Genomic DNA, 19,717 nt, shown 5'->3' with positions numbered 1-19,717 from the left:
CGAGTAGACCTTCATCACCATAAGAGATCCCTCCTACCCGGCCCCTGCCGGGGCCGGGCTCAGAGGTGTCCACCACTCGGGGACAGGTCCCGGGTTCGAGCTACGACGGGTGAAGACGTGGCGGGCTTTCCGGGGCAGATACGCCAGCAAGGCCGGCACGCGCATGATGCGCAGCTCCTTCGTCTTCACGAGCCCGCCGAAGTAGGCGATCGCTGCCAGTCCCCAGAGGACGAAGAACGTGATGGCCACCGGTCCCGAGCTCGCCACGAACGTCGACGTGCTGAACCACAGCAGGGCGAGGGTGCCGCCTCCGAAGAAGAGCAGCTGCTTGATCGGGGAGGGTTTGGCCGCCCAACCTCCCTTGCTCAGTGTGATCTCGTGGTCGAGGAAACTCCTGTTCAGCGAACTCGGCACCTTGTAAGACAGTTTCGCCATGAATCTCTCATCTCCCCCTGCGATCACAATGGTCATTGCTAGGCCTATCGGAAAGCTCTCATGTATGAGGTGTGTAGGTGGCATCCTATCTTAGATAGGCCATTAGGGCCGATAGCGAGAGGGGCTTGAATGGCGGTGTCTGATGATTCGTACTAGCGAGTTCGAGTCATCGGATGTCGTCTGAGCGGCTGACAGATCAGTCGCGCCGCGGAAGCGGAGGCGCTCAGCCCATCGCTACCGCCTCGAAGCGCGAAGCGTCGTCGCCCAGGTCGAGCACGGCCAGCGCATCGGCTGAGCCGTCCCGGTCGAGGATCTCCTGACGGACCGGCATCCCATCGAGCACTGCTGCTCCGAGTGCCGGAAGCGGTGGTGCCCGGCAACACACCGTCTCCTTGGCCGGATCGAGCACCGAGAGCACCCGCTCGATGTGCACCCGCTGCGCCTCGCGCGCGTACGCCAAGTCGTCGGGGTGCCAGCCACGGCCGTCGCCGAGCCGTTGCTGCAGCCCGGGGACCGCCAGCGCCTCGTGGGCCAGCACCACGTCGGGGTTCATTCCGGCGTTCAGGGGGCCTACCGCCTGTTCGTCGGTGGGCAGCTCCGCCTCGCACCACGTCCGGCCCGGCACCCGCATGCATCGGTCGATACTCGCGGCCCCTGTCAGGCAGCAGACGGGGTGCTGGCCGGCGCGCACGAGACCGGAGCGGGGGAGGAGCGCCGGATGCGATCCCATCCAGAGGACCGCGCGAGGCCGCCGTGAAAACCCTTACCGGCAACGACTTCGACACGCAGCGCACCGCCGACGCCCTCGGTCTCGGCTGACCCCGCCCCTCTACCCGTCGTCTTCCTCGCCGTCCTTGGGGTGCTTGCCCGGCGGTGGGGTCGCGGCGATGAAGTCGGCGCTCAGCACGCCCGCGTAGGGGGCCAGCTCCTCGTGGGAGGCCACCACGGCGCGCACGATCCGGTTGATCGTGTCGGAGCGGGCCAGGCGAGCGCCCCGGGCCCGGTTGGACGCCCCGGTCAGTAGCGCGCCCCGGGAGGGGTAGGTGCCCCGAGCGGGGCTGGTGACGCGGCCGATTGCGGGATCGGGCTCGTACGTCCCAGCGACGGTGCGCCCGGCGTAGGCGTCTAGCGCGCGGACGGCGTCCCGGTTGACAGTGACGGTGGTCAGAGCAGTGTCCTCGGCGTTCTTGGGCCGCACCTTCCAGGTGGTGCGGAACCCCTCGTTGACGCGGTCCTCCAGGTCGAGGGTGAGAATCATGCCGGGGCGCAGCTTCTCGCATTCGAAGTAACCGTTGAGCAGCAGGTAGATCAGGGCCCGGTCGCGCAGTGCGTCGCGGCCGGTGAGCCGTTCGGCGGCCTGCATCATGTACCGGGGGCCGTCGCCCCGTAGTCCGGTGCGCTTGGGGTCGGCGGGCACGGGGGCCCCGGCGAGGCGGGCCCGGGTGAGTCCGGCGTCGACCCCGTCGGCGATGCCCAGGGCGAGCAGGTGCTGGTAGAAGCTGGTGACGGCGCTGACCATCGCGGCCCGGGTGGCGAGGGGGGCGCTCTCGTGCTCGTCGGAGATCCACACTCCGATGTTGGCCCGCACGCAAAGGTAAGGGTCGAGCCCGCCGCCGAGGTCGCACCAGTTGAGCCAGGCGGTGGTGTAGGCGCGGTAGTGGCGGCGGGCCTCGGCGGAGAACGAGCCGGAAGCCAGCTTGTACGGGGAGCCCTCAGTGGTCCAGGCGGCGAGCTGCCGGTAGGCGTCGTGGGCATCCTCGCACGGGGTCAGGCGCTCTGGCCCGCAGTCGGTCGAGTGGCGGTGCAGCAGGGCGTTCGTCACTCCAGGACTCTAGCGACCCTAAGTGTGGTAACGGACTTGCCCCACACGCACCCGATCGCTCAGCCGCACGATGTCGTTCGTCGTCCTCATTACATCCTTCTGTTGTCGCCGTCGTGAAAAGGCAACAGCGGGCCCCGAGGTCCGGGACCCGCTGCTGCTCGTCAGAGCCTGTCCAGGTATCAGCCGAAGGACGGCACTATCTTCTTCTTGCCGCCCTCTTCCTTCCAGGCGACCTTCGCGTCAAAGGTCTTGCCCTTCGACGAGACGAATCCCGTGCCCTGGATGGTCTTGCCGGCTGCCAGATCTTTGCGCTGCGCATCGGTGAAGGTCACCTGGCACCAGGACCGCGGCGGCTCGTCGCCAGAGCCGAAGTCGGAGACGATCTTCTTGGCCTTCGCGTCCCAGCTGACCTTGCAGCCGAAGGTCTTACCGGTCCTCGCGCTGACGAAGTCGTCGATCTCCAGCGCCTGGCCCGCGAGGAGCGCCGTGACCTCCGCCGGCGTGAACGGCCGACCAGACCACTTCGTCGGCTTGTCCAGTCCCTCCAGCTGGAACCCGACGAACTTGCGGCCCTTGAAGTCGCCGACGCCGAGCGCACCGGTGGCCGTGAAGGGCTTGTCCGCCTTCGACCTCGCCTCGAACGAGATCGTCTCGCCCACGAGCAGCTTCGCCACCTCGTCGTCGCTAAACTCGTGGCCCGACCAGATCTTCTTGAAGGCGACCTTCTTCGGCCCGCCCGGAGCGGCCTGCCATACACCCTCAGCGCGCGCAGCGACCACCTGCTTCTTCAGGCCCAGCTCGGCGCGCATGGACGCGGCGTTCTTCGTCATCGTGACGATGTCCTCGCGCACCCAGTCGGCGACGACGGCCAGGCGCTCCTCGGCTGTCGCCGACCCGGCGGCGATGTCGCGCATGTCGGCGTAGACCTTCTCGGTGAGTCCGAGGTCGCCGATGCGCGTGCCCGGCAGGAGCCGCCAGCTCATCTCGCCGGCCTGCGCCAGCCTGAGCTTCCGGCCCTTCTCCGTCAGCAGCGGGTACTTCGCCTTGCCATTGGTGACCTCGGAATACGTCGAGGTGCGGGTCGCGCCCGTGCCCACGTCGCGCTTCTCCAGCTGCTTCATCAGCCACTTCATCGTCGGATGCTCGGAGCGCTTGTTCGCGCCCTCGAAGATGAACGGCTCCGCGATCTGGCCCAGGCCCTTGCTGGACTCGTTCGCGTCGCCTTCGGCCGTGTCGTCGCCGGCGTCCGGATCGAACACGGCCCGCCAGCCGGGGCTCTTGGGCACGTTGGCGATGCCGACGAAGTCCGGGCATTTCTCCACGTGGCCCTTCTGCTGCTCGTAGAGGTAGTCCTCGGCGAGCATGGCCAGGTAGTTCTTCGCGAGCATCTCGTAGATGAACCGTCCGGCCTCGCCGTACTTGTGCTCGACCTCGTCCAACGAGGAGGGCACCTTCGGTCCCGGACGATTCGCGCCGTGCGCGCCCTGAGGCTTCACGTGTGTGGACCGGGGCCGGCGGTGCGTCAGAAGCGCAGCGTCGACGCCGACCACGGCGGCGATCTTGCCGACCAGCGGGGCGAGGTCCTTGAACTGCTCGGGCGTGATCGTCTTGTCCTCCGTGCGCGGGTACGAGACGACCTGGTCCTCGTACATCTTCTGGTAGGTCGAGAGCGTCAGGTTCGCCTTCACACCCTTGCCGACGAGCATCGAGGACAGGGACGCCAGGTCGAGCAGCTTCGGCGGCGCGGTCTTCTTGCCCGCCTTGCTGTCCAGGACGACAGGCGAGGAGCCGTACTGCTGCGGCACCTGGCCCTTCTGGTCGAACCGCGGCTCATCTGGGTTCGTGTACATGACGTCGTTCTCGTCGCGGAAGCGGTTCTGGAAGAACGGCTTCTTGACGTACGCGTCATAAGACTTCTGCTGGTCGCCGACGAGAGAGACCATCGCCGACTTCAGCCGGCCCTGGCGCAGCATGAGGTCCTGACCGGACTGGCGGCCCATCGCCGTGGCGATACGGGTGAACTGCATCGAGAGGAAGTCCCACTGCGAGCGGTACATCGCCTTGCGGTAGTCGCCTTCGTCCTGCATGGACTTCACCGGCCGGCGCTGTTCGAATGCCTTCTGGATCGAGGCCTTCGACTCGTCGGTGAACTCCATGCGGCTGAACCGCTTGCCGTGGAAGCCGAGTTCATCGATCGCCTCCCAGAAGAGCAAATCGCCCTCGCCGGACGGATCCAGGTCCGTGGCGATGACGATTTCGTCGCCGCGGCTGAGCGCAGAACGCAGAGTCTTGATGATGTCCGCGACGTTCTTCTGCGGCTCGCGCTTCCACGAAAGATCCTGCGGGTTCCACGGCAGATTGCCCAGGTCCCACGTCTGATAGGCGTCCGCGATCGAGGAGTCCACCATCGTGTGTGGCTGGGCGAACTCGTAGAGATGACCCCTCAGGCTCGCCACCTCGTAGGCCGTGCCCTTGTAGCTGCCCTTCGTCCCGCCGAGGGCGCTGGCCATGTTCCTCGCTGCGCTCGGCTTCTCTGCGACCACGATCGCAACCATGTCGACTCCTTCTCGTCGGTGACTTGGGAACGAGTACAAGCCTACTCGAAAAGGGTGTTTGAATGAGAGATGAAAGGGATATGAAAGGTTCTTGAATGGCGCGAGGGTCATGTAAGGAAAGCCGGCGCCGGCACGCTGTTCGAGCAATCGCCGCTCGTCAAAAAAGAGACGACCCCGAGAAGCTGTGCTTCTCGGGGTCGTCATCTGTCGAGCGCTGTCACCGCCCAGTCGGCAACGCCACGCCGAGCCGGACGCGGTACACCCGCAGCACCTTGCCGAGCGTCTCGAGTCCCTCACAGGGTGCTTCAGACCTTCCTCCAGCTCCTTCAGTCGGACGGGCCGCACACCGGCCATCTCGGCGACTTGCTTGCGCGTGGCCTGACCCCTGAGCTTGATCAGCAGTTCCGGCAGGTCCGAGGTCAGGTCCTCGAACATCCGGAACTTCTCCCGCTCGCCCATGCGCGTGTGGCCGACATGGGTCGCGCCACAGCTCTCTTCGCACCAGTACCAGCTCGTCGACGCATCTTCCCGGAGCTTCGCGGGGATCTCCTGCTCGCTCCGGTAGCGGCGCTTGAAGACCCACGTGCCGCCTTCGCGCTGCGTCCGGCATCCGCGCGGCGCGTCCTCGGGCCGCGAGCCGGCGCGGCCATACCCGCACTCCGCGGAGTGCAGTACAAGCCGAGGTACACCGGGTCCTGGGCGCGGAGGCCCAGACCCTTGCCGCACGTCTTGCAGCGCTGCCGGCGGGGAAGAGCTTCTCCTTGCTCGTCGTGGTCATCGAATCGGCCGTCCTTCCCGCTCGCGTTCAAGCTTCAGCTGCTTCCTGGTCGCCTCCCGGGCCATGTCCCGGAAGTGGATCGCCTCCTTGTGGGTGATCGGCGCGTCGTGGAGGTTGTGCGAGCCCCGCAGGAAGTTCTCCGTGCGGTCGGCGATGGAGTAGGCCAGCGCCTGCTCGACTACCGCGCTGGTCTGGCGCACCTCGCCCAGCTCGTCGCGCAGCTTGCGCAGCAACCCGTCCCGCTCGCGTTCAGCGGCCTCGATGTTCGCCAGGCGTGCCACCACGCTGCCCAGCAGCGGGTCGCGGGAGCGGAACAACTCGACGGCGCGCTCGGTGGCAGGATCGGCATCAAGGTGCAGGTCGAGCTGCGCCAGCAGGAACGCCGTCACCAGCGTGCCCTGGCTCAGCCGCTGGCTGAACTCCCGAGCAGTGCTGTCGCTCACGTCCAGCTCACGGACTGCGGCTGCTCGCAGCTGCTCCCGCAGCGCGTTCATGATGCTCTCGGGCAGCGCCTTGATGTGCGGCTGGCTCTGCACGCCGGTGAGCCGGAAGCCCGACTGGGGGAGCGTGGCGGTCTTGGCTGTGCTGCCCGATCCGCCCTTCGTTGCCGCGCTCTGCACGGCGTCCTGATGGTCGGTGAGCTGAAGCGAGCCGGGCGTTACATGCTCGGGTTCATCCGGTGTGGCGACGACGTCGTGAGAAGTGACCACCGCTGCGGCAGCGTCCTCGACGTCTGGCTGTGCTCCGGGAGTCGGAACAACATCAGTCATAGGGCCTGCCGGCGTACCGCCCGGGAGCATCCCGGCAGTTCCTCCCTGTCCACCGCCGTCACCACCACCACGATGGTTGGATCCGCCGGCCCGCTCGGAGTCGCCGGCGCCGGGCTCGTAGTCCGGCTCCAAGTCCAGGCGATCCTCTTCGGCGTCCACGCCGGGATCAACCTGCAGACTTTCAACCTCGGGTTGAGAGTCGACGTCGCCGGCCTCGTCAAGCTGCGCCTCCGGCTCGGGCGTTGCCACCTCAGACTCAGGGTGTGCCGCCTGGGCCTGGACGCGCTTGAGCTCCTCGCTCCCGCCGCGCCGGTAGACGTCGAGGAAGGACGTGTCCACCTCCATCACTTCGGCAGTGGGTGTGGTCGCTTCCAGCATCTCTGCGAAGTCCCGGCTCATCCGAGCTCGCCGTCCTCGTCATCCAGGAGGTAGTTGTCGCCGCGGGTGAGCCCGATGAGGGAGTCGAAGCCTGTGGTGACGACGCGTTCGAGGTTCGCCGAGTTCTTCGCCAGTGCCGCGACCTGGTCGACAAGCTCGTTGAGTCGCGCGATCTCCAGGGCTGGCAGGTCGTAGTCGAGGTTCTCGCGTCGGATCTTCTCGACCACCGCCTCGGCCACGTACTCGTTCACCGAGGAGAACCCGCGCTTGTCAGCCCAGTACGCCGCGCGCTGCTTGTCGTCCGGGTCCAGCCGGACGAACATGCCCTGACGGCCGCTGCTGCTGTTGCTCTGCGCACCCGGGGGCTTCTTCTTCGGGTCGCGCGCAGGCTGGGCTGTCTTCTCCCGCTCCTGTGTGCCGGCCATGCGCGACCACTCCTCGCATTGTTTGGCTGATCTATGAGGGCATCTTATCAATGCTATTGAATAAGCCACCTGCAGTCATTTTGTTTGGGCTCGAATATCAGTAGGGTCGCAGCCGCGCCCAGTCAATCCCCCTCTGGCGGCGCATCACCGCAGCGGGTGTCCCTGCTCGATTCCTCTCCCCTCGGGCGGGGTCACCTGCTGCGGGCCGTGCCCACCTTCGCGGTACGGAGAGAAGAGAGAGTGGCCCGGCGCGCGACATATCGCACCGGGCTCTCCGTCTGTCTGATGGATCCCGCTCAGGAGCCGGGCGCGGGAGCCGGCGTCGCGTTCGTTGTGCAGTCGACGAGCCCCTGGGCGAACCTCGGCGACCGCCAGATCGCCCTGTCCTTGTCGTTCGGCAGGTGTTCGACGACCGACCCGGTGCCGAGGGGTGCGCCGCCGGCGAAAAAGTGCAGCGCCTCCTGGCTGAAGCCCGCGTTGTAGACCAGAGTCGACAGGCACTGGCCGGCCGCCGCGTAGGTCTTCTTCTGGCCCTCATCCCGGGCGTAGGAGGAGAACATTGAGACCAGGCCCTCGGTGAGCTCGATGGACGAGTTGACCGGCTGATCCGCGCGGACCGGGTAAACCGGCTTCAGGTTCGGCTTACCAACTACAGTTTTTGCGGCTGCCTTCGGCGGCATGTAGCTCTGAGTCTCGGCGCTGCTGCCGTTCGGAAGTACGGCCTTGTCGATGCACGCGTCGATGTCCTCGCGCAGCGACCGCGAGGCCAGGAGCGCAGCGTCGTCCTCGCTCACCTTGTTTAGTCCGTCGATGACTGCGTCCGCGTCGTCGCTGTCGGCCTTGACGATGTAGACCAGTGCCTCCTCCGGCATTCCCGCCTTCCGCGCTGCGCTGGCTAGGCAAGCTCCGCCGTCCTTTCTGGAGATCCCGGTGCCCTGGAAGGCGAGCTTGTCCAGCGCCTCGCCGAGGGCCTTGTCGGCGACCTTGACGGTGCTCACGGTCGGACTCGGCGCAGACGGCGCCTGGGTTGTGCTGCCGTCGCCACTGGAGCATCCGGCGAGCAGAACGCCCGCGGCCACAGTGAGTACTGCGGTCGCGGGCGTAGCCTTCCTCGTCCTCCAGGTCTTCATCGCTTCTCACCTCGCCTCTTCTGTCGGCGACCAGTCCGATTGAATCGACTGGCCTTCGAGGGTATCTTATTCGAATGCTTATCGAGTGGCAGTCTGCGGTTAGTCGGGATGCCGCGAGGTAAGGGAGTGCAGAGGGCGCGCCGAGCGGAGCCCGGGCGCGCAGGATGCCTGCGGGTCTGTTTGGCCTTGGGGATCAACGGAGTTGATCCGGGAGGTCTCTGCGACACGTCGTGCGCGTGTCGGCTACAGGTGGCCCCCTGTCGGGCGGCCGTTCGTGGGCTTCTCATCTCCTCCTACGACGGGCTGCTCGCCATGACTGCTCTTGCTTCTGCTCGGGCCACCACCGACGTCGATCTGCTGACGCTCACGTTGCATGTCAGCGATGACCAGAAGACCTGGTATCGATCGCTTTCGAGGGCGAGAACCCGGTCTACAACGACGAGCAGGCCGCCGCCTGGCTCAAGGAACGGCCGTACCTCGCCGTCGAGATGGACGCCTCGACCTGTTGCGGCCAGTTCCCTCGGGCCTTCAACGCGGTGTTCACGTCCACCACCCATGACCAGCAGCTCGTGCAGGTGCACGCGCTCTGACGCGCGCCTGGTTCCAGAAGGAGAGCACCGGCCATGACCATGCATGCTGCGCACGCACCCGCGCCGATGAAGCCCGGTCCGGTCGTCTACACCGACCGGCAGCTCCTGCGCGTGCTCATCCGCCTGGCGCAGGGGGAGAGCACCCTCGGACGTCGCACGTTCGAGCAGCGCCGCAGGGGGGCCGACCCGTCGTCTCCGCTCTACGAGCGCCGCTTCGGCAGCTGGAACCACGCGCTGGAGCTCGCGGGCCTCGACGCGGTCGCACAGCCCGAACAGCTGCAGGACGCGACGACGAAGTGGACCCAAGAGCAGCTCATCGCCGCGATCCGCCGATGTTTGCTGGTGACGGGATCCACGACGCTGGCGTCCTACGAGGCCTGGCGCACGGATCCGGCGAATCCGAAGCCTGATGTTCCGCCGGCCACCACCATCCGCTTTCGGATGGGCAGTTGGTCACGAGCCACCGAGCTGGCTTGCAACTGAAGTCCATCGGCATCTGCGTGACCACGTACTTCTGGCACGGGGAGCCGGTCGAGACTCCGTTCCCGACCATCGACGGAATCCAGGTCTTCGCGGGCCGCTACACGGTGGGGGAACTCTGATGCTCAACAAGATCGCTATGGAGCCAGGCGAGTGCACGTTGTGCGGTGCGAAGGCGCTGCGATGGCGGAAGGGGCAACAGGCGGAGGACTGGGAGTCGCTGTTCGAGACCGACTGGAAGCACGCCGGCCGCCCCACGAAGGACGGGATTCAACAGTGTGTGATCATCTCGCGCGGCACGCACATGCCGAAGCGGAGAAGGCGTTCAAGCCGACGCCGGGCGTCGAGGTGGAGCAGTTCGAGGTGCGGTACTTCGCGCCGCGCGCCCACCACATGCACGGGTCGAACCCGGGAGGGTTCGCCGGATCCATGGTCATCGGGGATCAGGAAGAGGCGGAGCGAAACGCGGACAAGTCCACGAACGGGACGGACTCGGCGTACGTGTACCGGGTGGTCAACGGGGTGACGGAGCAGAGGGCGTGCTACGTCGGCAAGAGGGACAGCTCTGCATGAGCATCGCTCTCATCGGCCGCGACCACTCCACGTCACCGACTACGACCAGATCACGGACGGCGACGAGGAAGCGCTCGCGGAAAAGGCAGTGCAGCAGGAGGCCGAGCACCCGGACGACTGGTGGGTGTGGGAGCTGCTGTGCGACGACTAAGAGCGAGCCCTGCGCATGGTCTGGGATGCGTTCTTCGAGCGTTGGGGCCCCCATGTTCGACGGGGTCGAGGAGCACGAGGGGATGGAAGACGGGATGGGCACGGGATGACGAAGACGTACGAGTACACATTGCTGGGGCGCCGGGACTGGGGCGGTGACCTGCGCGTCGAGCATGTCGGTGTGAACTGGCCGGAAGACAAGATCGAGCGGGAGGCCGACGCGCTTGACGAGGACGGGTGGTGCGACACGTTTGAGGCCGAGACGGTCGCAGAGGCGTTCCGAGCGGCGGGCGAGCAGTACTGCGACGAGACGCAGATCGACTGCGCGTCCAGGCTGCTCGACGACCGAGGAGTCAAGCCGAAGGTGATGTACCAGGGCCGGACGCTCCAGGAGCCGTCGGCGGCATGAACGGCCCGGCATGGGGGGCGGGTTCGACTCCCGCACCGGTCGCGCAGCAGTCCATTCCTGTTCGGAAGGAGAGGTATGAGTGGGTACGGAAGCATCGGCGCGGTGCGCAACGCCATCACGGAGACGCTGACGGCGGAGGGTCGCGAGCCGAACGCCTACAACATCGCCGGGATCGCGCGGGACGTCTTCACGGCGCGCAGCGGCGGCGGGTACAGCGCATCGCTTGACGCCGAGGTCTGGCGGGCCGCCGTCGACAAGCACCGCCGCCCGTTCGGGCTCGGCGACCTGGTGCGTGTCGAGGTCATGACGAAGACCGGGCACACCGAGCTGCACTACGGCAAGATCTCCCAGTTCCGGAAGGCCAACGGCGGCATCTACCGCGGCCGGCCGGCCAAGCCGCACTCCGTGTACGTCGAGCTGGACCATCACACCAACGGCGGCTGGCTGTGCCCCCTCACGGAGGTCACCCCGGCGATCGACGACTTCGAGATCATCCGGGACTGGTCGACGATTCATGCGGGGTGCTTGTCGTGGGACTCCGCCTACAAGTGCCTGCGGTGCGGGGCGCACACCTACAAGGGCGCGCGGGTCATGGCCGTGCACAAGGTCAGCGGACAGCGTGTCCGCCTATGTGAGCAGTGCTTCAACGACGACGAGCTGGGGCGGCTCGGGCATGAGGTCATGTTCTACGAGCGCAACAGCAGGCAAACGATCACCGAGCTGACCGAGAACCCGGAGCTGATCACCGAAGCGGCCAGCGACTCCTACTACGGGAAGTCCGACGGCGAGGTGTACCGGGAATGGGCGGACGCCTTCCCGTGGATGGTCCCGGTCGAGGCCGCCGAGCTGTACGCCGCGTGGAAGGAACAGACGCGCGCGTCCGACGCCGCGTGAGGCAGTAGCAGCAGCAGTTCAGGTCGGGCCCGGCGAATCTTCCGTTCTAGTGGTCGTCGCAACACCCCAGCTCAAGGGGTGCGATGTACCGCATCGTGGTCGGCGAGCAGCACCCCGGGACATCCCGCGGGTACCGGCTGGAGGATCTGGACGACACGGACGCCGCCGCAATCCGCGAGGGCCGCATGGTGCAGGCGGCCATCGGGCTGGAGAAGCAGCGCAGCGACGGCAATTGGGTCCGTAAGGCCGACAAGATCAACTTCGGACCTTGTGCGCTGGGACGATGAACCTTGTCGAGAGGTTCTGTCTTTCCAAGTGGAAGGCACTTTCTGCATGCAGGGTATCGGTTCGCATCCCAAGGCTCATGTGAACCGCCCTGGGTTCGGTAGGGATTTCCCGAGGCCGTCTACGCCGAGAGCCTCCACCGGCTGCTGCCGTTCCTGGAATGCCTGTCCCAGACGCGGAACGCCGGCCTGGGCCCGGACGGCAGCGACGGACTGGGTGGCCTGCTGCTCGTACGCCGCACATTCGGCCCGGAGTTCCTGCCGCTGAGGCGCTGGAAGCCCGGTTCGGACGTCGCCGGCGGCGACCGGGGCGCGGAGATCCGCCTCGGTCAGATGCACCTCACCCTCGCGCTGCGGAAGAACGTCGACGACGAGAGCGACATCGGATTCGACGTGATGCTGCCGTACCCGCACGACGGCGTTTGCACCGGCTACGCCTTGGCAGCCCGCCCACAGCGTCGACGACGAGGACATCGTCTGTACCGTCCACGGCCCGAACGACAACAACGTCCGAGACGACGCTCCCCAGGACCGCGCCGACCTCGAAGTGCAGGCAGCGGACCCGATCCGCGAGTACGCCGCGCTACCGACGGCCCCCACCCACATCCGGCCCTCCTCGGCCACCCCACAACTTACGGAGAACCCGATGGCTGCTGTTCTGACCAAGTTCGACACCTTCGCCGCGCTCGACACCGGCTTCTCCGCAGACCTCGCCGCCCTCATCGGTAGCGACGCGCCGCGCGCGCTGGCCCCGACCCGGTTCATCGACCTGGTCGAAGACGTCCGCGATGTCCTCGCCGCGTCCCGCCTCAGCCACCTCGAGGACGCCAGCAACAGCCTAGACTCCGCCGTCACCCACCTCACCGACGCACTCACCAGCCCGGACGGCGACCAGCGTTCGCTCCTGGCCTGGGCGCGTACCCACCTGCGCGACGCGATCGACACGGCCCGCTGAACCCCGCGTGAGTTGAGCGCACTCCGTGCCGCCCCGGGCCCCTGCACCCGCAGGACCGGGGGGGGCGCGGTCGACAGGCCGCCACCAACGCAGCAGATCCATTCCGTACGACCGGGATTGTGACTGCCGACTTGTCACAAGCCAGCAGCTCCGCGAAGAAGGCGGCCACGGGTTCGATCTCGACCCCGTCCGAGTCCAGGAGAACAAACGGCCTCCATGGATCTCGCGTCTCCGCCAGCTGTCCGGTCTCGGGCAGCAGGAAGGAGTACTACGCGCCCATGAGAACACCCACCTGCGTTCCAGCATCGAGGGCTGGCTCGCGGACCCCTCCGCCCCCATGCGCCCAGCGCGAGAACGCGCACGCCGCCGTACTGATGGTCATCGCCGACCATTCGCGCGAGCCGACGCCGACCGAGGACACCGAGTTCGCCGACAAGGTCCTCACCGCCCCCCTCGGCGAGATCCTCACCCACGAGCCGTCCGGCGTCACCTTCCGCACCGAGGAGAGCTGAACATGAACATTCCCGTTTTCCGCAGCCGCTACGGCGGCTCGATCCAGTGGCGCGACGGCAAGCAGCACCTCGCGGACCCGGCCGTCAACCACGGCTTCCACCACATCGTCGCCTGGCACATCCTGCTGGGCTCGCACGCCTACTACATCATCGACCGCTGCGCCGAAGCGAAGACCGACGGTGCTCCGAAGGACGTCTTCTCCTTCGACACCATCGACCGCTTCCAGCCGGCCGAGCGCAAGAGCTGGAAGCGCTGGAGCACATTCGGCGGCACCGACCAGGTCTGCGAAAGCATCGAGAACATCGTCGCCGACCTGAACCGCCACACCAAGGCCCTCGCCACGCACCGTGCCACCATGAAGGGAGCCGGCCGATGAGTCCGATCGGGCTGCGCACGATCATTCACACCGCGCTGAACGCCAAGGCCGGCACCCAGTACAGGTGACATCCTCACCATAGAACCAATCCCACCTGTGCCCTTCGAGCCGGTACGCCTGTCGGGTACCGCGCCGGACCCGATGGGCGCGATCCGCACCCACCTGATCGAGGTCAGCGAGGAGCTGACGCCGCCTGCTTCCGTAGCCCCCGGCCCGTGTGGTCGGGGGACTCTTGCACCTACGAGGCCGAGCTCGCCCGGGTGCCGGCTGCCGCCGGTGCCACTGTCGTGGACTGGACCGTCTGGACTGCAAGACGCGGCGGTTGAAGGGCAAGTCCGACGCGATCGCCGCTTACACCGCCGCGACGGCCGTGCTGTCCGGCTGGGCCACCGGCACACCGAAGAGCCGGGACGGCGTGGTCGAGGCAGTGCGGGTGCTACAGACGGCCCCCTCGCCACCAGACCCTGGATGCCGAGATCGCCGAGCTGGATACCCAGATCGGTCTGCCGATAAGCAGGCGGCCCTCACGCTGCTGGAGCTGTTCGGCGTCGGCCCCGAGACAACCGGCCAGCTGCTGGGCTCAGCCGGGGCCAACCCGAACACATGCGGTCCGAGGGGGCGTTCGCGCACCTCGCCGGTGTCTCTCGGATCCCGGCCTCGTCCGGCCACACTCACCGTCACCGCCTCAACCGCGACTGCGACCGGGCCGCGACAACGCGCTGCACACCATCGTGCTGGTCCGGATGCGCTTCGACGAACGCACCCGCGCCTACGTCGAACGCCGCACCAAGGAAGGGCTATCGAAGAAGGACATCATGCGCTGCCTCAAGCGAATCGTCGCCCGCGAGGCCCACCGCGCCCTGACCAGCACACCGGCCACGCACATCACTCAAACAACCCCGCTCCAGCTGCTTGACAGCTATATAGGCGACCCGAGAACGGAAAATTCGATGAGCGCCAAGCTGTACGACGGGCTGCGGCTGACCGCGCACGCGCCCGACCTCTTCGAACTCACTCGCCTGATCTCCAAGCGCATGCACGAGGTCTACCGCGAGCTGGCTGTACCCGTCATCGCCAGGAACGTCGCCCGCGTCGTCGACGACGCCGAAGTACGCGAACGCGACATGGGCGGCCCCCTGCACAACTACCTCGTCTACCGGGCCCGGAAGCTCTGGCTCGACGAGCAGGCCGGACTCGATGACCGCATGACATTCCACGATCCGCTGCGCTTCAGCATCGTCTTCGGTCAGGTCGACGACGAGTGGGGCACACACCGGCTGGCGTACCCCTTCGCCGGGAACCGCGCGTACACCGACGCGCTCCTGGCCCTCGAAACCGATGGCCACCCGATCTTCGTCGACTACCACTACCAGAACCAGGCTGACCGGCCGGCGGAGGTCTCGGACGACGAGTGGACGCATCGGCGCGACGACTGGAACCATCTGCTCGACGCCGAAGATCCTGAGACCGACGGCACCTTCGAGCACCTGCCCGGCTGGCAGCTCCCGGACAGCATCGAGGGCGTCTTCGACGCGGTGCTGCACGGATACAAGAACACCGTCATCGATCTGAACGCGCACCGCAGCATCGAGTACCGCATGCGCCAGACACTCAACCGGGCAGTGACCCTCGACCTGGACCTCGATCCGGTCGACGGCATCAACAGAGTGCTAACCCGTAACCAGTGCATCGAGCGTGCGATCTCGCAGTACCTCGACACTGCCGAGGGACAGGCTATGCCGCGGCCCGCGCCACTGCCGGGCGCTCGGGAACTCGACGTCATGATCAGCGAGTTGCCGCCCGTCTATGAGCCTCCATCTGAAGCCGTTGCCCGGATCGGCGAGCTCTATCGCGAGCAGGCGCTGGCTGGTGACTGACCTGGATCGACGCAGTCGATCCGGGAGCAGATCTGCAGAGGCATCTGCATCCCCCTCGCTCAAGGGCGCGATTGCTTCATCCCACCGCTGTACTGGCATCCATGAGGCCGGTTGCGCGAAAGCGGAGGCATCAGCTGATCCCGCCCGTGGGCGTCCCTCATCCACATCACGAGAAGAGCGAGACCACCATGGCTGAGTCTACGACCACCGTGAAGCACGACGTCACCGTCGACTTCGGCGGCATCGAGCTGACCGGAGCGCTCGTCCACGACGACGCGAACCGTGTGCTGGAACTCGAACTCGACGAGGGTCCTGAACCCATCTCGATCAGCCTGCAGGGCTACGGTCTCACGTCCGAACGCGGGAACGTGTTCATCAAGGACTGGTCCGAGCACTCGGGCCTGACGGCTCGCCTGGAGCGGGCGGGTCTGGTGAAGCCCGTGCACGCACTCACCGTCGGACCCTTCGGTTCGACGGCCTACGAAGTGCAGGTGACGCTGTGAGTCTCGGGATCCTCATTGCCGTCGGGCTGGTCCTGCTGCTGTTCACCCTGGCAGTCGTCCACCGAGGCAAGATCGTCGATCTCGAACACTCCTACCGGCTTGCCTGCAGGACCACACGAGCGGACCAACTGGAGGCCGAGTTGCGGGACATCCGGGCATCACGCCAGAGGTCTGATCGGAGGTGTCGGGGGAGTGGCCGGACCCAGCGAAGAACACGAGTCTGATCGACAAAGCCGATTCGGGACTCGGAATGACAAGCATTCGATCAGCACAGCTGATTCGGAAGAAGCACTGAAAGAGAACATCATCTGATCAGCGAAGCTGATCCGGATGGTGGCATGACAGACAACTGGGCATCTCAACAACCCGTCCAACTGCGCGCGGACGATGACATCGAGCCGGGCGCTGCGCTGTACTCAAGGAGAATCCACCATGTCGAACCCGAACAGCACCGCTTCCGTCATCGGCCGCCTGGCGAACGACCCGAAAGTCTTCGAGAACAAGGACGGCTCCAAGAAGGTCATGCTCACCGCCTTCGTCGACCGCAGCTACACCGACGCCCAGGGCAACCGCATCTCCGACGCCCTTCCGTTCGAGGCTTTCGTACGCGCCCAGACCCCGGGCATCGGCCCCTTCGCGCACGTGCACAAGGGTGACCTGGTCTCCCTCAGCTACGAGCCCCGCATGAACCGCTACACCAAGAACAGTGTGGAGGTCTTCGAGGTCAAGCTCGAGATCCAGAACATCTCCTTCCTGGAGTCCCGCGCGACCACCCAGGCCCGCCTGGCCGAGCGCGTTACTAAGGCCGAGGCCCAGAACCAGGACCTGCAGGCCCATGCTCCCGCCCCAGTCGCAGCTGCGGCACCGGCTGTCGTGCACGCCGCCAGCGCCGTGGACGAGCAGCTGCCCTTTAACCCCGGGCCGCGTTAGTCGCTCCGGGGCCACCTGCACCTGCCCGGCCCCGCATCCGTACGGGGCCGGCGCCGGCTACCTCAGGATTAGAGCCGCCTCGTAACGTCAACTGGGCAGGTGTCGGCGTGGAGCCGGTAGGAGTCGAGCAGGTCGTCGATGGTGAGTCGGTGGGCGGCGATCTTCAACCACATCGGCTCTTCGTGCCACCTCGGTGAACATGTCCGCGAGGCGAATGCCGTCCGCGTCTGCGACTGCGTCGAAACCGCCCAGTAGGGCATGCCAGGCCGCCACCGACCGAACAGGGGTGGCCCACCCTCCAGGATCCCCCTCGATGGAAGAACTCGATGAGGCCACGCTCAACCCGCCCTCCGGCCGCCAGAGTCGAATAGGCCTGGCGTAGCCACGGCTCCAACGACCCGGACCTCCTCATCATGTGACACGAGCCGACACAGCACGACCGCGACCGCGGACTGACCACCGCGGATGTTGTCGCACGCTACCCCGAGGCTGAGTTCGTCATCGCCGGCCTCGCCTGGTTCCCCAGCGAGGCCGAACACCACAGGTTTTTCCTCACCGGGTACGGCGCACCCGAACCAGTCACCTTCCCCGAAGAGACAACCGCCGTCGCGATGTGGGCACACGGCTACCTCAGCGCCGCGAACGCGATGGGTGGATGGGGAGCGTTCGCAGCGGGAATCGAGGTCCGCGAGGACCGCGAGGCCGCCGACTGGGCCGACGAGGCATCCCGTAACCCCCACCTGTAACCGCAGCCGCCGCAAGAAGACGTAGCGTCCCGGCAGCCACCTTCCGGGGCACGCCCCGCGGTTCACCGCGGCCTTGTTCTGGCGCCGCTTCCGTGCCCCCTCACGCAGGCCCACCCCGCCGCCCTCCCAGACCGGGTGGGCTGCGCGTACCCGCCTCGCCCGCTGCCCCGGCTGTCTTGGCGCGGCAGAGCGCCGCGCCTGAGGCTCTGAGCACCTCTGCGGCAACGCACCGGCCTGCCTGGGGCAACATTCCAATGGAGCACCGAATGGAAACGCAGTTTTACGTGCACCTCGACTTCCCGGCAGCCGCGTGTGTCCTGGCCCACCTGTCCTACTCGCCGGACACCCCGAGGTCACCTTCGACCTGGGCGGTGACCATGCCCCAGTGACGTGGACCCTAGGGCGGGAGCTGCTGAGGGACGGACTGAGCGGGCCCGCAGGAATGGGCGATGTGCAGATCGACCCCACCGATCTGCCTTCGCACACATTGCGCCTTCGCCTGGATTCCCCGCACGGGACCGCCGAGTTGAGCCTGCCTGGTCAGGCGCTCGGCGACTTTCTCCGACGGACCGCGAAGGCCGTGCCCTACGGCCGGGAGGCGGAAACGCCCGGGTTCCTCACGAACCTGGACCGCGCGCTGGCCAGCATGCTCGCCGATCCCTGCTGATCGGGGCACCCTCAACTCCCGCGCCCGCCATCTCCCTTCCCCGAGCAGTTCCCCACCGGGCACGTCCCGGTGTTGCGGCACTACGTGCTCCACGACGGCGTCTCCCCCTGCCCCGGGTGCGGAATCGCCATCGTCTGTGAGGAGTAGGTGCGAACACCGTGAGATCCTGCTCCGTCGCCTGCGAAGGCAGCACCGTCGGCACCCCCATCAGTTCCTGCGAGTGACGTGATGCGCGAGAAGTGAACCCCGACCGTCCGAGATCAGAGCAGCTGATCAGGGCGATCTACGACACACCACCACGACTTCTGCACGGAGTGGTTCGAATCCGCAGTGCGCCGACTGTTCCTCGGTGTACGCCAGTTGGTACACCGTGCAGACCGACCGCGGAACAGGTTCGATTCCTGAGCACTGCAGCTGATCCCTGCGGTGCGCCCCTGGAGATCCTCCGCGGCTCCGGCTTCCCCAGCACCCCGGGGCGCGCTCTGCCTTCGGGCAGCAGCTGCGCCGGGGTGCTGTGTTTTTTCTTCTTCATGGCTCGTCTTACTCGTCCCCGTGAAGGCAGTGAGCACAAGGGATCAGCGGAGCTGATCCGGATCTGGCGTTGAAGAACATCCTCCTCACGTCAGGAGCCGAGCCATGAACTGCCCGAATTGCGCCATCGACATGGAGTCGAACGCTCACGGCGTCCGCGGCGGCAAGAAGACCAAGAAGGTCACGCACACGTGCTCCGAGTGCGGCTACAGCGAGACTCGCTGACCAGCGGCTTCTTCGCCCTGCCTTTCCTCCTCCCCTCCACTGCGGTCTCGAAGGAAACCACGCCGATGAATGCACTTCAGACCATGCACGGCTTACCCGTCATCCCCATCGTCTTCGCTGCCGCCCTCGCGACGATGAGACTCGCCTTCCTCCTGCCGGACCTGATCGGACGGAAGCCGAGGGCCAAGGACTACGGCAGCAAGACCGAGCAGCGCGTCCGTCCCGCCGTCGGCTCCTACGTGCTCCTCGCTGAGACCAGCGGATACCTCGAATACGAGTTCGGCGCAGTTCCCGGCAGCATCGGCATCATCGTCCGACATCCCCGGAACCGCATTGACGACACCGGGATGTTCGCCCACTGGCCGACGGAGCCGGACGACCTCGTACACCAGAACCTCGCCACTCTGGAGGCCGCACGCATCTAGGGCGTGCGCCGCGAGCTCGACGAGCTCGCCTTCCGCGAACCCATGCCGGCAGCCCCCCAGCACTAGCACTGACCAAGGAGCACTGACCATCATGAGTTTCCTCAGCCGCATCGGCTTCGTCGAAACCGAAGAACAGGAGCGGACCCGGCTGGCCCAGGCCTCCGAAGGCTCGCTGAACCACTACCTGTCCACCCTGCCCGTGACGGGTCTTGTCCCCGATGAGTGGACACCTGTTCGTTTCGTTATGCGGCAAATGTCAGGGGAGCTGACTGCTGTTCGTAGGCGATCGGTGCCTG

General features: G+C 66.5%; 23 protein-coding genes and 1 pseudogene. 16 read left to right on the top strand and 8 right to left on the bottom strand.

Features of this window, described 5'->3' with window-relative positions; all coding sequences use genetic code 11:
* Nucleotides 1-33 precede the first annotated feature (33 nt).
* The 7 genes from ACGFYH_RS35855 to ACGFYH_RS35825 form a co-directional block, all read right to left on the bottom strand.
* Nucleotides 34-435: a hypothetical protein gene (locus tag ACGFYH_RS35855; protein WP_393807363.1), complete on the bottom strand. Its 402-nt coding sequence runs from the start codon at nucleotides 433-435 to the stop codon at nucleotides 34-36.
* Nucleotides 436-658: 223 nt separating this feature from the next.
* Nucleotides 659-1,066, bottom strand: a complete 408-nt coding sequence (locus ACGFYH_RS35850) for a hypothetical protein (RefSeq protein ID WP_393807362.1) — start codon at nucleotides 1,064-1,066, stop codon at nucleotides 659-661.
* Between the two features lie 198 nt (nucleotides 1,067-1,264).
* Nucleotides 1,265-2,257, bottom strand: a complete 993-nt coding sequence (locus ACGFYH_RS35845; RefSeq protein WP_393807361.1) for a hypothetical protein — start codon at nucleotides 2,255-2,257, stop codon at nucleotides 1,265-1,267.
* A gap of 179 nt (nucleotides 2,258-2,436) precedes the next feature.
* Entirely contained in the window at nucleotides 2,437-4,812 is a 2,376-nt protein-coding gene (locus tag ACGFYH_RS35840; RefSeq protein WP_393807360.1) for a DNA topoisomerase, read from the bottom strand.
* Nucleotides 4,813-5,586: 774 nt separating this feature from the next.
* Nucleotides 5,587-6,759, bottom strand: a complete 1,173-nt coding sequence (locus ACGFYH_RS35835) for a hypothetical protein (RefSeq protein ID WP_393807359.1) — start codon at nucleotides 6,757-6,759, stop codon at nucleotides 5,587-5,589.
* On the bottom strand, nucleotides 6,756-7,163 hold the full coding sequence (locus ACGFYH_RS35830) for a hypothetical protein (protein ID WP_393807358.1): 408 nt from the start codon (nucleotides 7,161-7,163) through the stop codon (nucleotides 6,756-6,758). Before ACGFYH_RS35830 ends, ACGFYH_RS35835 begins: the two co-directional genes overlap by 4 nt.
* Nucleotides 7,164-7,459: 296 nt before the next feature.
* Nucleotides 7,460-8,161, bottom strand: coding sequence for a hypothetical protein (locus tag ACGFYH_RS35825; RefSeq protein WP_393807357.1), 702 nt, complete (start codon nucleotides 8,159-8,161; stop codon nucleotides 7,460-7,462).
* Nucleotides 8,162-8,916: 755 nt separating this feature from the next.
* Here ACGFYH_RS35825 and ACGFYH_RS35820 point away from each other — a divergent pair.
* The 6 genes from ACGFYH_RS35820 (at nucleotide 8,917) to ACGFYH_RS35795 (ending at nucleotide 11,676) form a co-directional block, all read left to right on the top strand.
* Entirely contained in the window at nucleotides 8,917-9,366 is a 450-nt protein-coding gene (locus ACGFYH_RS35820) for a homing endonuclease associated repeat-containing protein (protein ID WP_393807356.1), read from the top strand.
* Nucleotides 9,357-9,485 (top strand): hypothetical protein, encoded by a 129-nt coding sequence (locus tag ACGFYH_RS35815; protein ID WP_393807355.1) that lies wholly within the window; start codon nucleotides 9,357-9,359, stop codon nucleotides 9,483-9,485. Before ACGFYH_RS35820 ends, ACGFYH_RS35815 begins: the two co-directional genes overlap by 10 nt.
* A gap of 154 nt (nucleotides 9,486-9,639) precedes the next feature.
* A complete protein-coding gene (locus ACGFYH_RS35810; RefSeq protein ID WP_393807354.1) occupies nucleotides 9,640-9,936 on the top strand; it encodes a hypothetical protein in 297 nt (98 codons plus the stop codon).
* Between the two features lie 256 nt (nucleotides 9,937-10,192).
* On the top strand, nucleotides 10,193-10,495 hold the full coding sequence (locus ACGFYH_RS35805; RefSeq protein WP_393807353.1) for a hypothetical protein: 303 nt from the start codon (nucleotides 10,193-10,195) through the stop codon (nucleotides 10,493-10,495).
* A 75-nt stretch (nucleotides 10,496-10,570) separates the two neighbouring features.
* Nucleotides 10,571-11,389, top strand: coding sequence for a hypothetical protein (locus ACGFYH_RS35800; protein WP_393807352.1), 819 nt, complete (start codon nucleotides 10,571-10,573; stop codon nucleotides 11,387-11,389).
* Between the two features lie 83 nt (nucleotides 11,390-11,472).
* Nucleotides 11,473-11,676: a hypothetical protein gene (locus ACGFYH_RS35795; RefSeq protein ID WP_393807351.1), complete on the top strand. Its 204-nt coding sequence runs from the start codon at nucleotides 11,473-11,475 to the stop codon at nucleotides 11,674-11,676.
* A 75-nt stretch (nucleotides 11,677-11,751) separates the two neighbouring features.
* On the opposite strand, the gene ACGFYH_RS35790 is transcribed toward ACGFYH_RS35795, so the two are convergent.
* Complete coding sequence (locus ACGFYH_RS35790; protein WP_393807350.1) at nucleotides 11,752-12,147, bottom strand: hypothetical protein; 396 nt, start codon at nucleotides 12,145-12,147, stop codon at nucleotides 11,752-11,754.
* A gap of 172 nt (nucleotides 12,148-12,319) precedes the next feature.
* Between ACGFYH_RS35790 and ACGFYH_RS35785 the strand changes: the two genes are divergently transcribed.
* The 10 genes and pseudogenes from ACGFYH_RS35785 to ACGFYH_RS35740 form a co-directional block, all read left to right on the top strand.
* Nucleotides 12,320-12,628, top strand: coding sequence for a hypothetical protein (locus tag ACGFYH_RS35785; RefSeq protein WP_393807349.1), 309 nt, complete (start codon nucleotides 12,320-12,322; stop codon nucleotides 12,626-12,628).
* 278 nt (nucleotides 12,629-12,906) lie between these two features.
* The gene (locus tag ACGFYH_RS35780; protein ID WP_393807348.1) at nucleotides 12,907-13,140 is read left to right on the top strand and encodes a hypothetical protein; all 234 of its coding nucleotides are present in this window, start codon (nucleotides 12,907-12,909) and stop codon (nucleotides 13,138-13,140) included.
* A gap of 2 nt (nucleotides 13,141-13,142) precedes the next feature.
* Complete coding sequence (locus ACGFYH_RS35775; protein ID WP_393807347.1) at nucleotides 13,143-13,517, top strand: hypothetical protein; 375 nt, start codon at nucleotides 13,143-13,145, stop codon at nucleotides 13,515-13,517.
* Between the two features lie 743 nt (nucleotides 13,518-14,260).
* The gene (locus ACGFYH_RS35770; RefSeq protein WP_393807346.1) at nucleotides 14,261-15,394 is read left to right on the top strand and encodes a hypothetical protein; all 1,134 of its coding nucleotides are present in this window, start codon (nucleotides 14,261-14,263) and stop codon (nucleotides 15,392-15,394) included.
* Nucleotides 15,395-15,582: 188 nt separating this feature from the next.
* Nucleotides 15,583-15,897 carry a hypothetical protein gene (locus ACGFYH_RS35765; RefSeq protein WP_393807345.1) on the top strand — a complete coding sequence of 105 codons (315 nt, stop codon included), beginning with the start codon at nucleotides 15,583-15,585 and terminating at the stop codon, nucleotides 15,895-15,897.
* 432 nt (nucleotides 15,898-16,329) lie between these two features.
* Nucleotides 16,330-16,827 carry a hypothetical protein gene (locus ACGFYH_RS35760; RefSeq protein WP_393807344.1) on the top strand — a complete coding sequence of 166 codons (498 nt, stop codon included), beginning with the start codon at nucleotides 16,330-16,332 and terminating at the stop codon, nucleotides 16,825-16,827.
* Nucleotides 16,828-17,839: 1,012 nt separating this feature from the next.
* Nucleotides 17,840-17,962: a hypothetical protein gene (locus tag ACGFYH_RS35755; RefSeq protein WP_393807343.1), complete on the top strand. Its 123-nt coding sequence runs from the start codon at nucleotides 17,840-17,842 to the stop codon at nucleotides 17,960-17,962.
* Nucleotides 17,959-18,240, top strand: a complete 282-nt coding sequence (locus ACGFYH_RS35750) for an SsgA family sporulation/cell division regulator (protein ID WP_393807342.1) — start codon at nucleotides 17,959-17,961, stop codon at nucleotides 18,238-18,240. The genes ACGFYH_RS35755 and ACGFYH_RS35750 overlap by 4 nt, the downstream gene beginning before the upstream one ends.
* Before the next feature lie 821 nt (nucleotides 18,241-19,061).
* The gene (locus ACGFYH_RS35745; RefSeq protein WP_393807341.1) at nucleotides 19,062-19,421 is read left to right on the top strand and encodes a hypothetical protein; all 360 of its coding nucleotides are present in this window, start codon (nucleotides 19,062-19,064) and stop codon (nucleotides 19,419-19,421) included.
* A 91-nt stretch (nucleotides 19,422-19,512) separates the two neighbouring features.
* A pseudogene (locus ACGFYH_RS35740) lies at nucleotides 19,513-19,717 on the top strand (hypothetical protein); the annotation flags it as partial.

The organism is Streptomyces sp. NPDC048392 (genome assembly GCF_043200575.1).
Taxonomy (GTDB): domain Bacteria; phylum Actinomycetota; class Actinomycetes; order Streptomycetales; family Streptomycetaceae; genus Streptomyces.
The sequence above is the reverse complement of the archived record's forward strand: the minus strand, read 5'-3'. Positions and strand labels throughout refer to the sequence as shown.

Bases quoted from the DNA above. Each gene is read 5' to 3' on its own strand.
- ACGFYH_RS35775 (WP_393807347.1), top strand. From the start codon at position 13,143: ATGAACATTCCCGTTTTCCGCAGCCGCTACGGCGGCTCGATCCAGTGG.
- ACGFYH_RS35760 (WP_393807344.1), top strand. From the start codon at position 16,330: ATGTCGAACCCGAACAGCACCGCTTCCGTCATCGGCCGCCTGGCGAAC.
- ACGFYH_RS35790 (WP_393807350.1), bottom strand. From the start codon at position 12,147: ATGTCCTCGTCGTCGACGCTGTGGGCGGGCTGCCAAGGCGTAGCCGGT.
- ACGFYH_RS35840 (WP_393807360.1), bottom strand. From the start codon at position 4,812: ATGGTTGCGATCGTGGTCGCAGAGAAGCCGAGCGCAGCGAGGAACATG.
- ACGFYH_RS35795 (WP_393807351.1), top strand. From the start codon at position 11,473: ATGTACCGCATCGTGGTCGGCGAGCAGCACCCCGGGACATCCCGCGGG.
- ACGFYH_RS35855 (WP_393807363.1), bottom strand. From the start codon at position 435: ATGGCGAAACTGTCTTACAAGGTGCCGAGTTCGCTGAACAGGAGTTTC.
- ACGFYH_RS35745 (WP_393807341.1), top strand. From the start codon at position 19,062: ATGAATGCACTTCAGACCATGCACGGCTTACCCGTCATCCCCATCGTC.
- ACGFYH_RS35765 (WP_393807345.1), top strand. From the start codon at position 15,583: ATGGCTGAGTCTACGACCACCGTGAAGCACGACGTCACCGTCGACTTC.
- ACGFYH_RS35805 (WP_393807353.1), top strand. From the start codon at position 10,193: ATGACGAAGACGTACGAGTACACATTGCTGGGGCGCCGGGACTGGGGC.
- ACGFYH_RS35800 (WP_393807352.1), top strand. From the start codon at position 10,571: ATGAGTGGGTACGGAAGCATCGGCGCGGTGCGCAACGCCATCACGGAG.
- ACGFYH_RS35785 (WP_393807349.1), top strand. From the start codon at position 12,320: ATGGCTGCTGTTCTGACCAAGTTCGACACCTTCGCCGCGCTCGACACC.
- ACGFYH_RS35780 (WP_393807348.1), top strand. From the start codon at position 12,907: ATGAGAACACCCACCTGCGTTCCAGCATCGAGGGCTGGCTCGCGGACC.
- ACGFYH_RS35820 (WP_393807356.1), top strand. From the start codon at position 8,917: ATGACCATGCATGCTGCGCACGCACCCGCGCCGATGAAGCCCGGTCCG.
- ACGFYH_RS35850 (WP_393807362.1), bottom strand. From the start codon at position 1,066: ATGCGGGTGCCGGGCCGGACGTGGTGCGAGGCGGAGCTGCCCACCGAC.
- ACGFYH_RS35755 (WP_393807343.1), top strand. From the start codon at position 17,840: ATGGAAACGCAGTTTTACGTGCACCTCGACTTCCCGGCAGCCGCGTGT.
- ACGFYH_RS35835 (WP_393807359.1), bottom strand. From the start codon at position 6,759: ATGAGCCGGGACTTCGCAGAGATGCTGGAAGCGACCACACCCACTGCC.
- ACGFYH_RS35770 (WP_393807346.1), top strand. From the start codon at position 14,261: ATGCGCTTCGACGAACGCACCCGCGCCTACGTCGAACGCCGCACCAAG.
- ACGFYH_RS35830 (WP_393807358.1), bottom strand. From the start codon at position 7,163: ATGGCCGGCACACAGGAGCGGGAGAAGACAGCCCAGCCTGCGCGCGAC.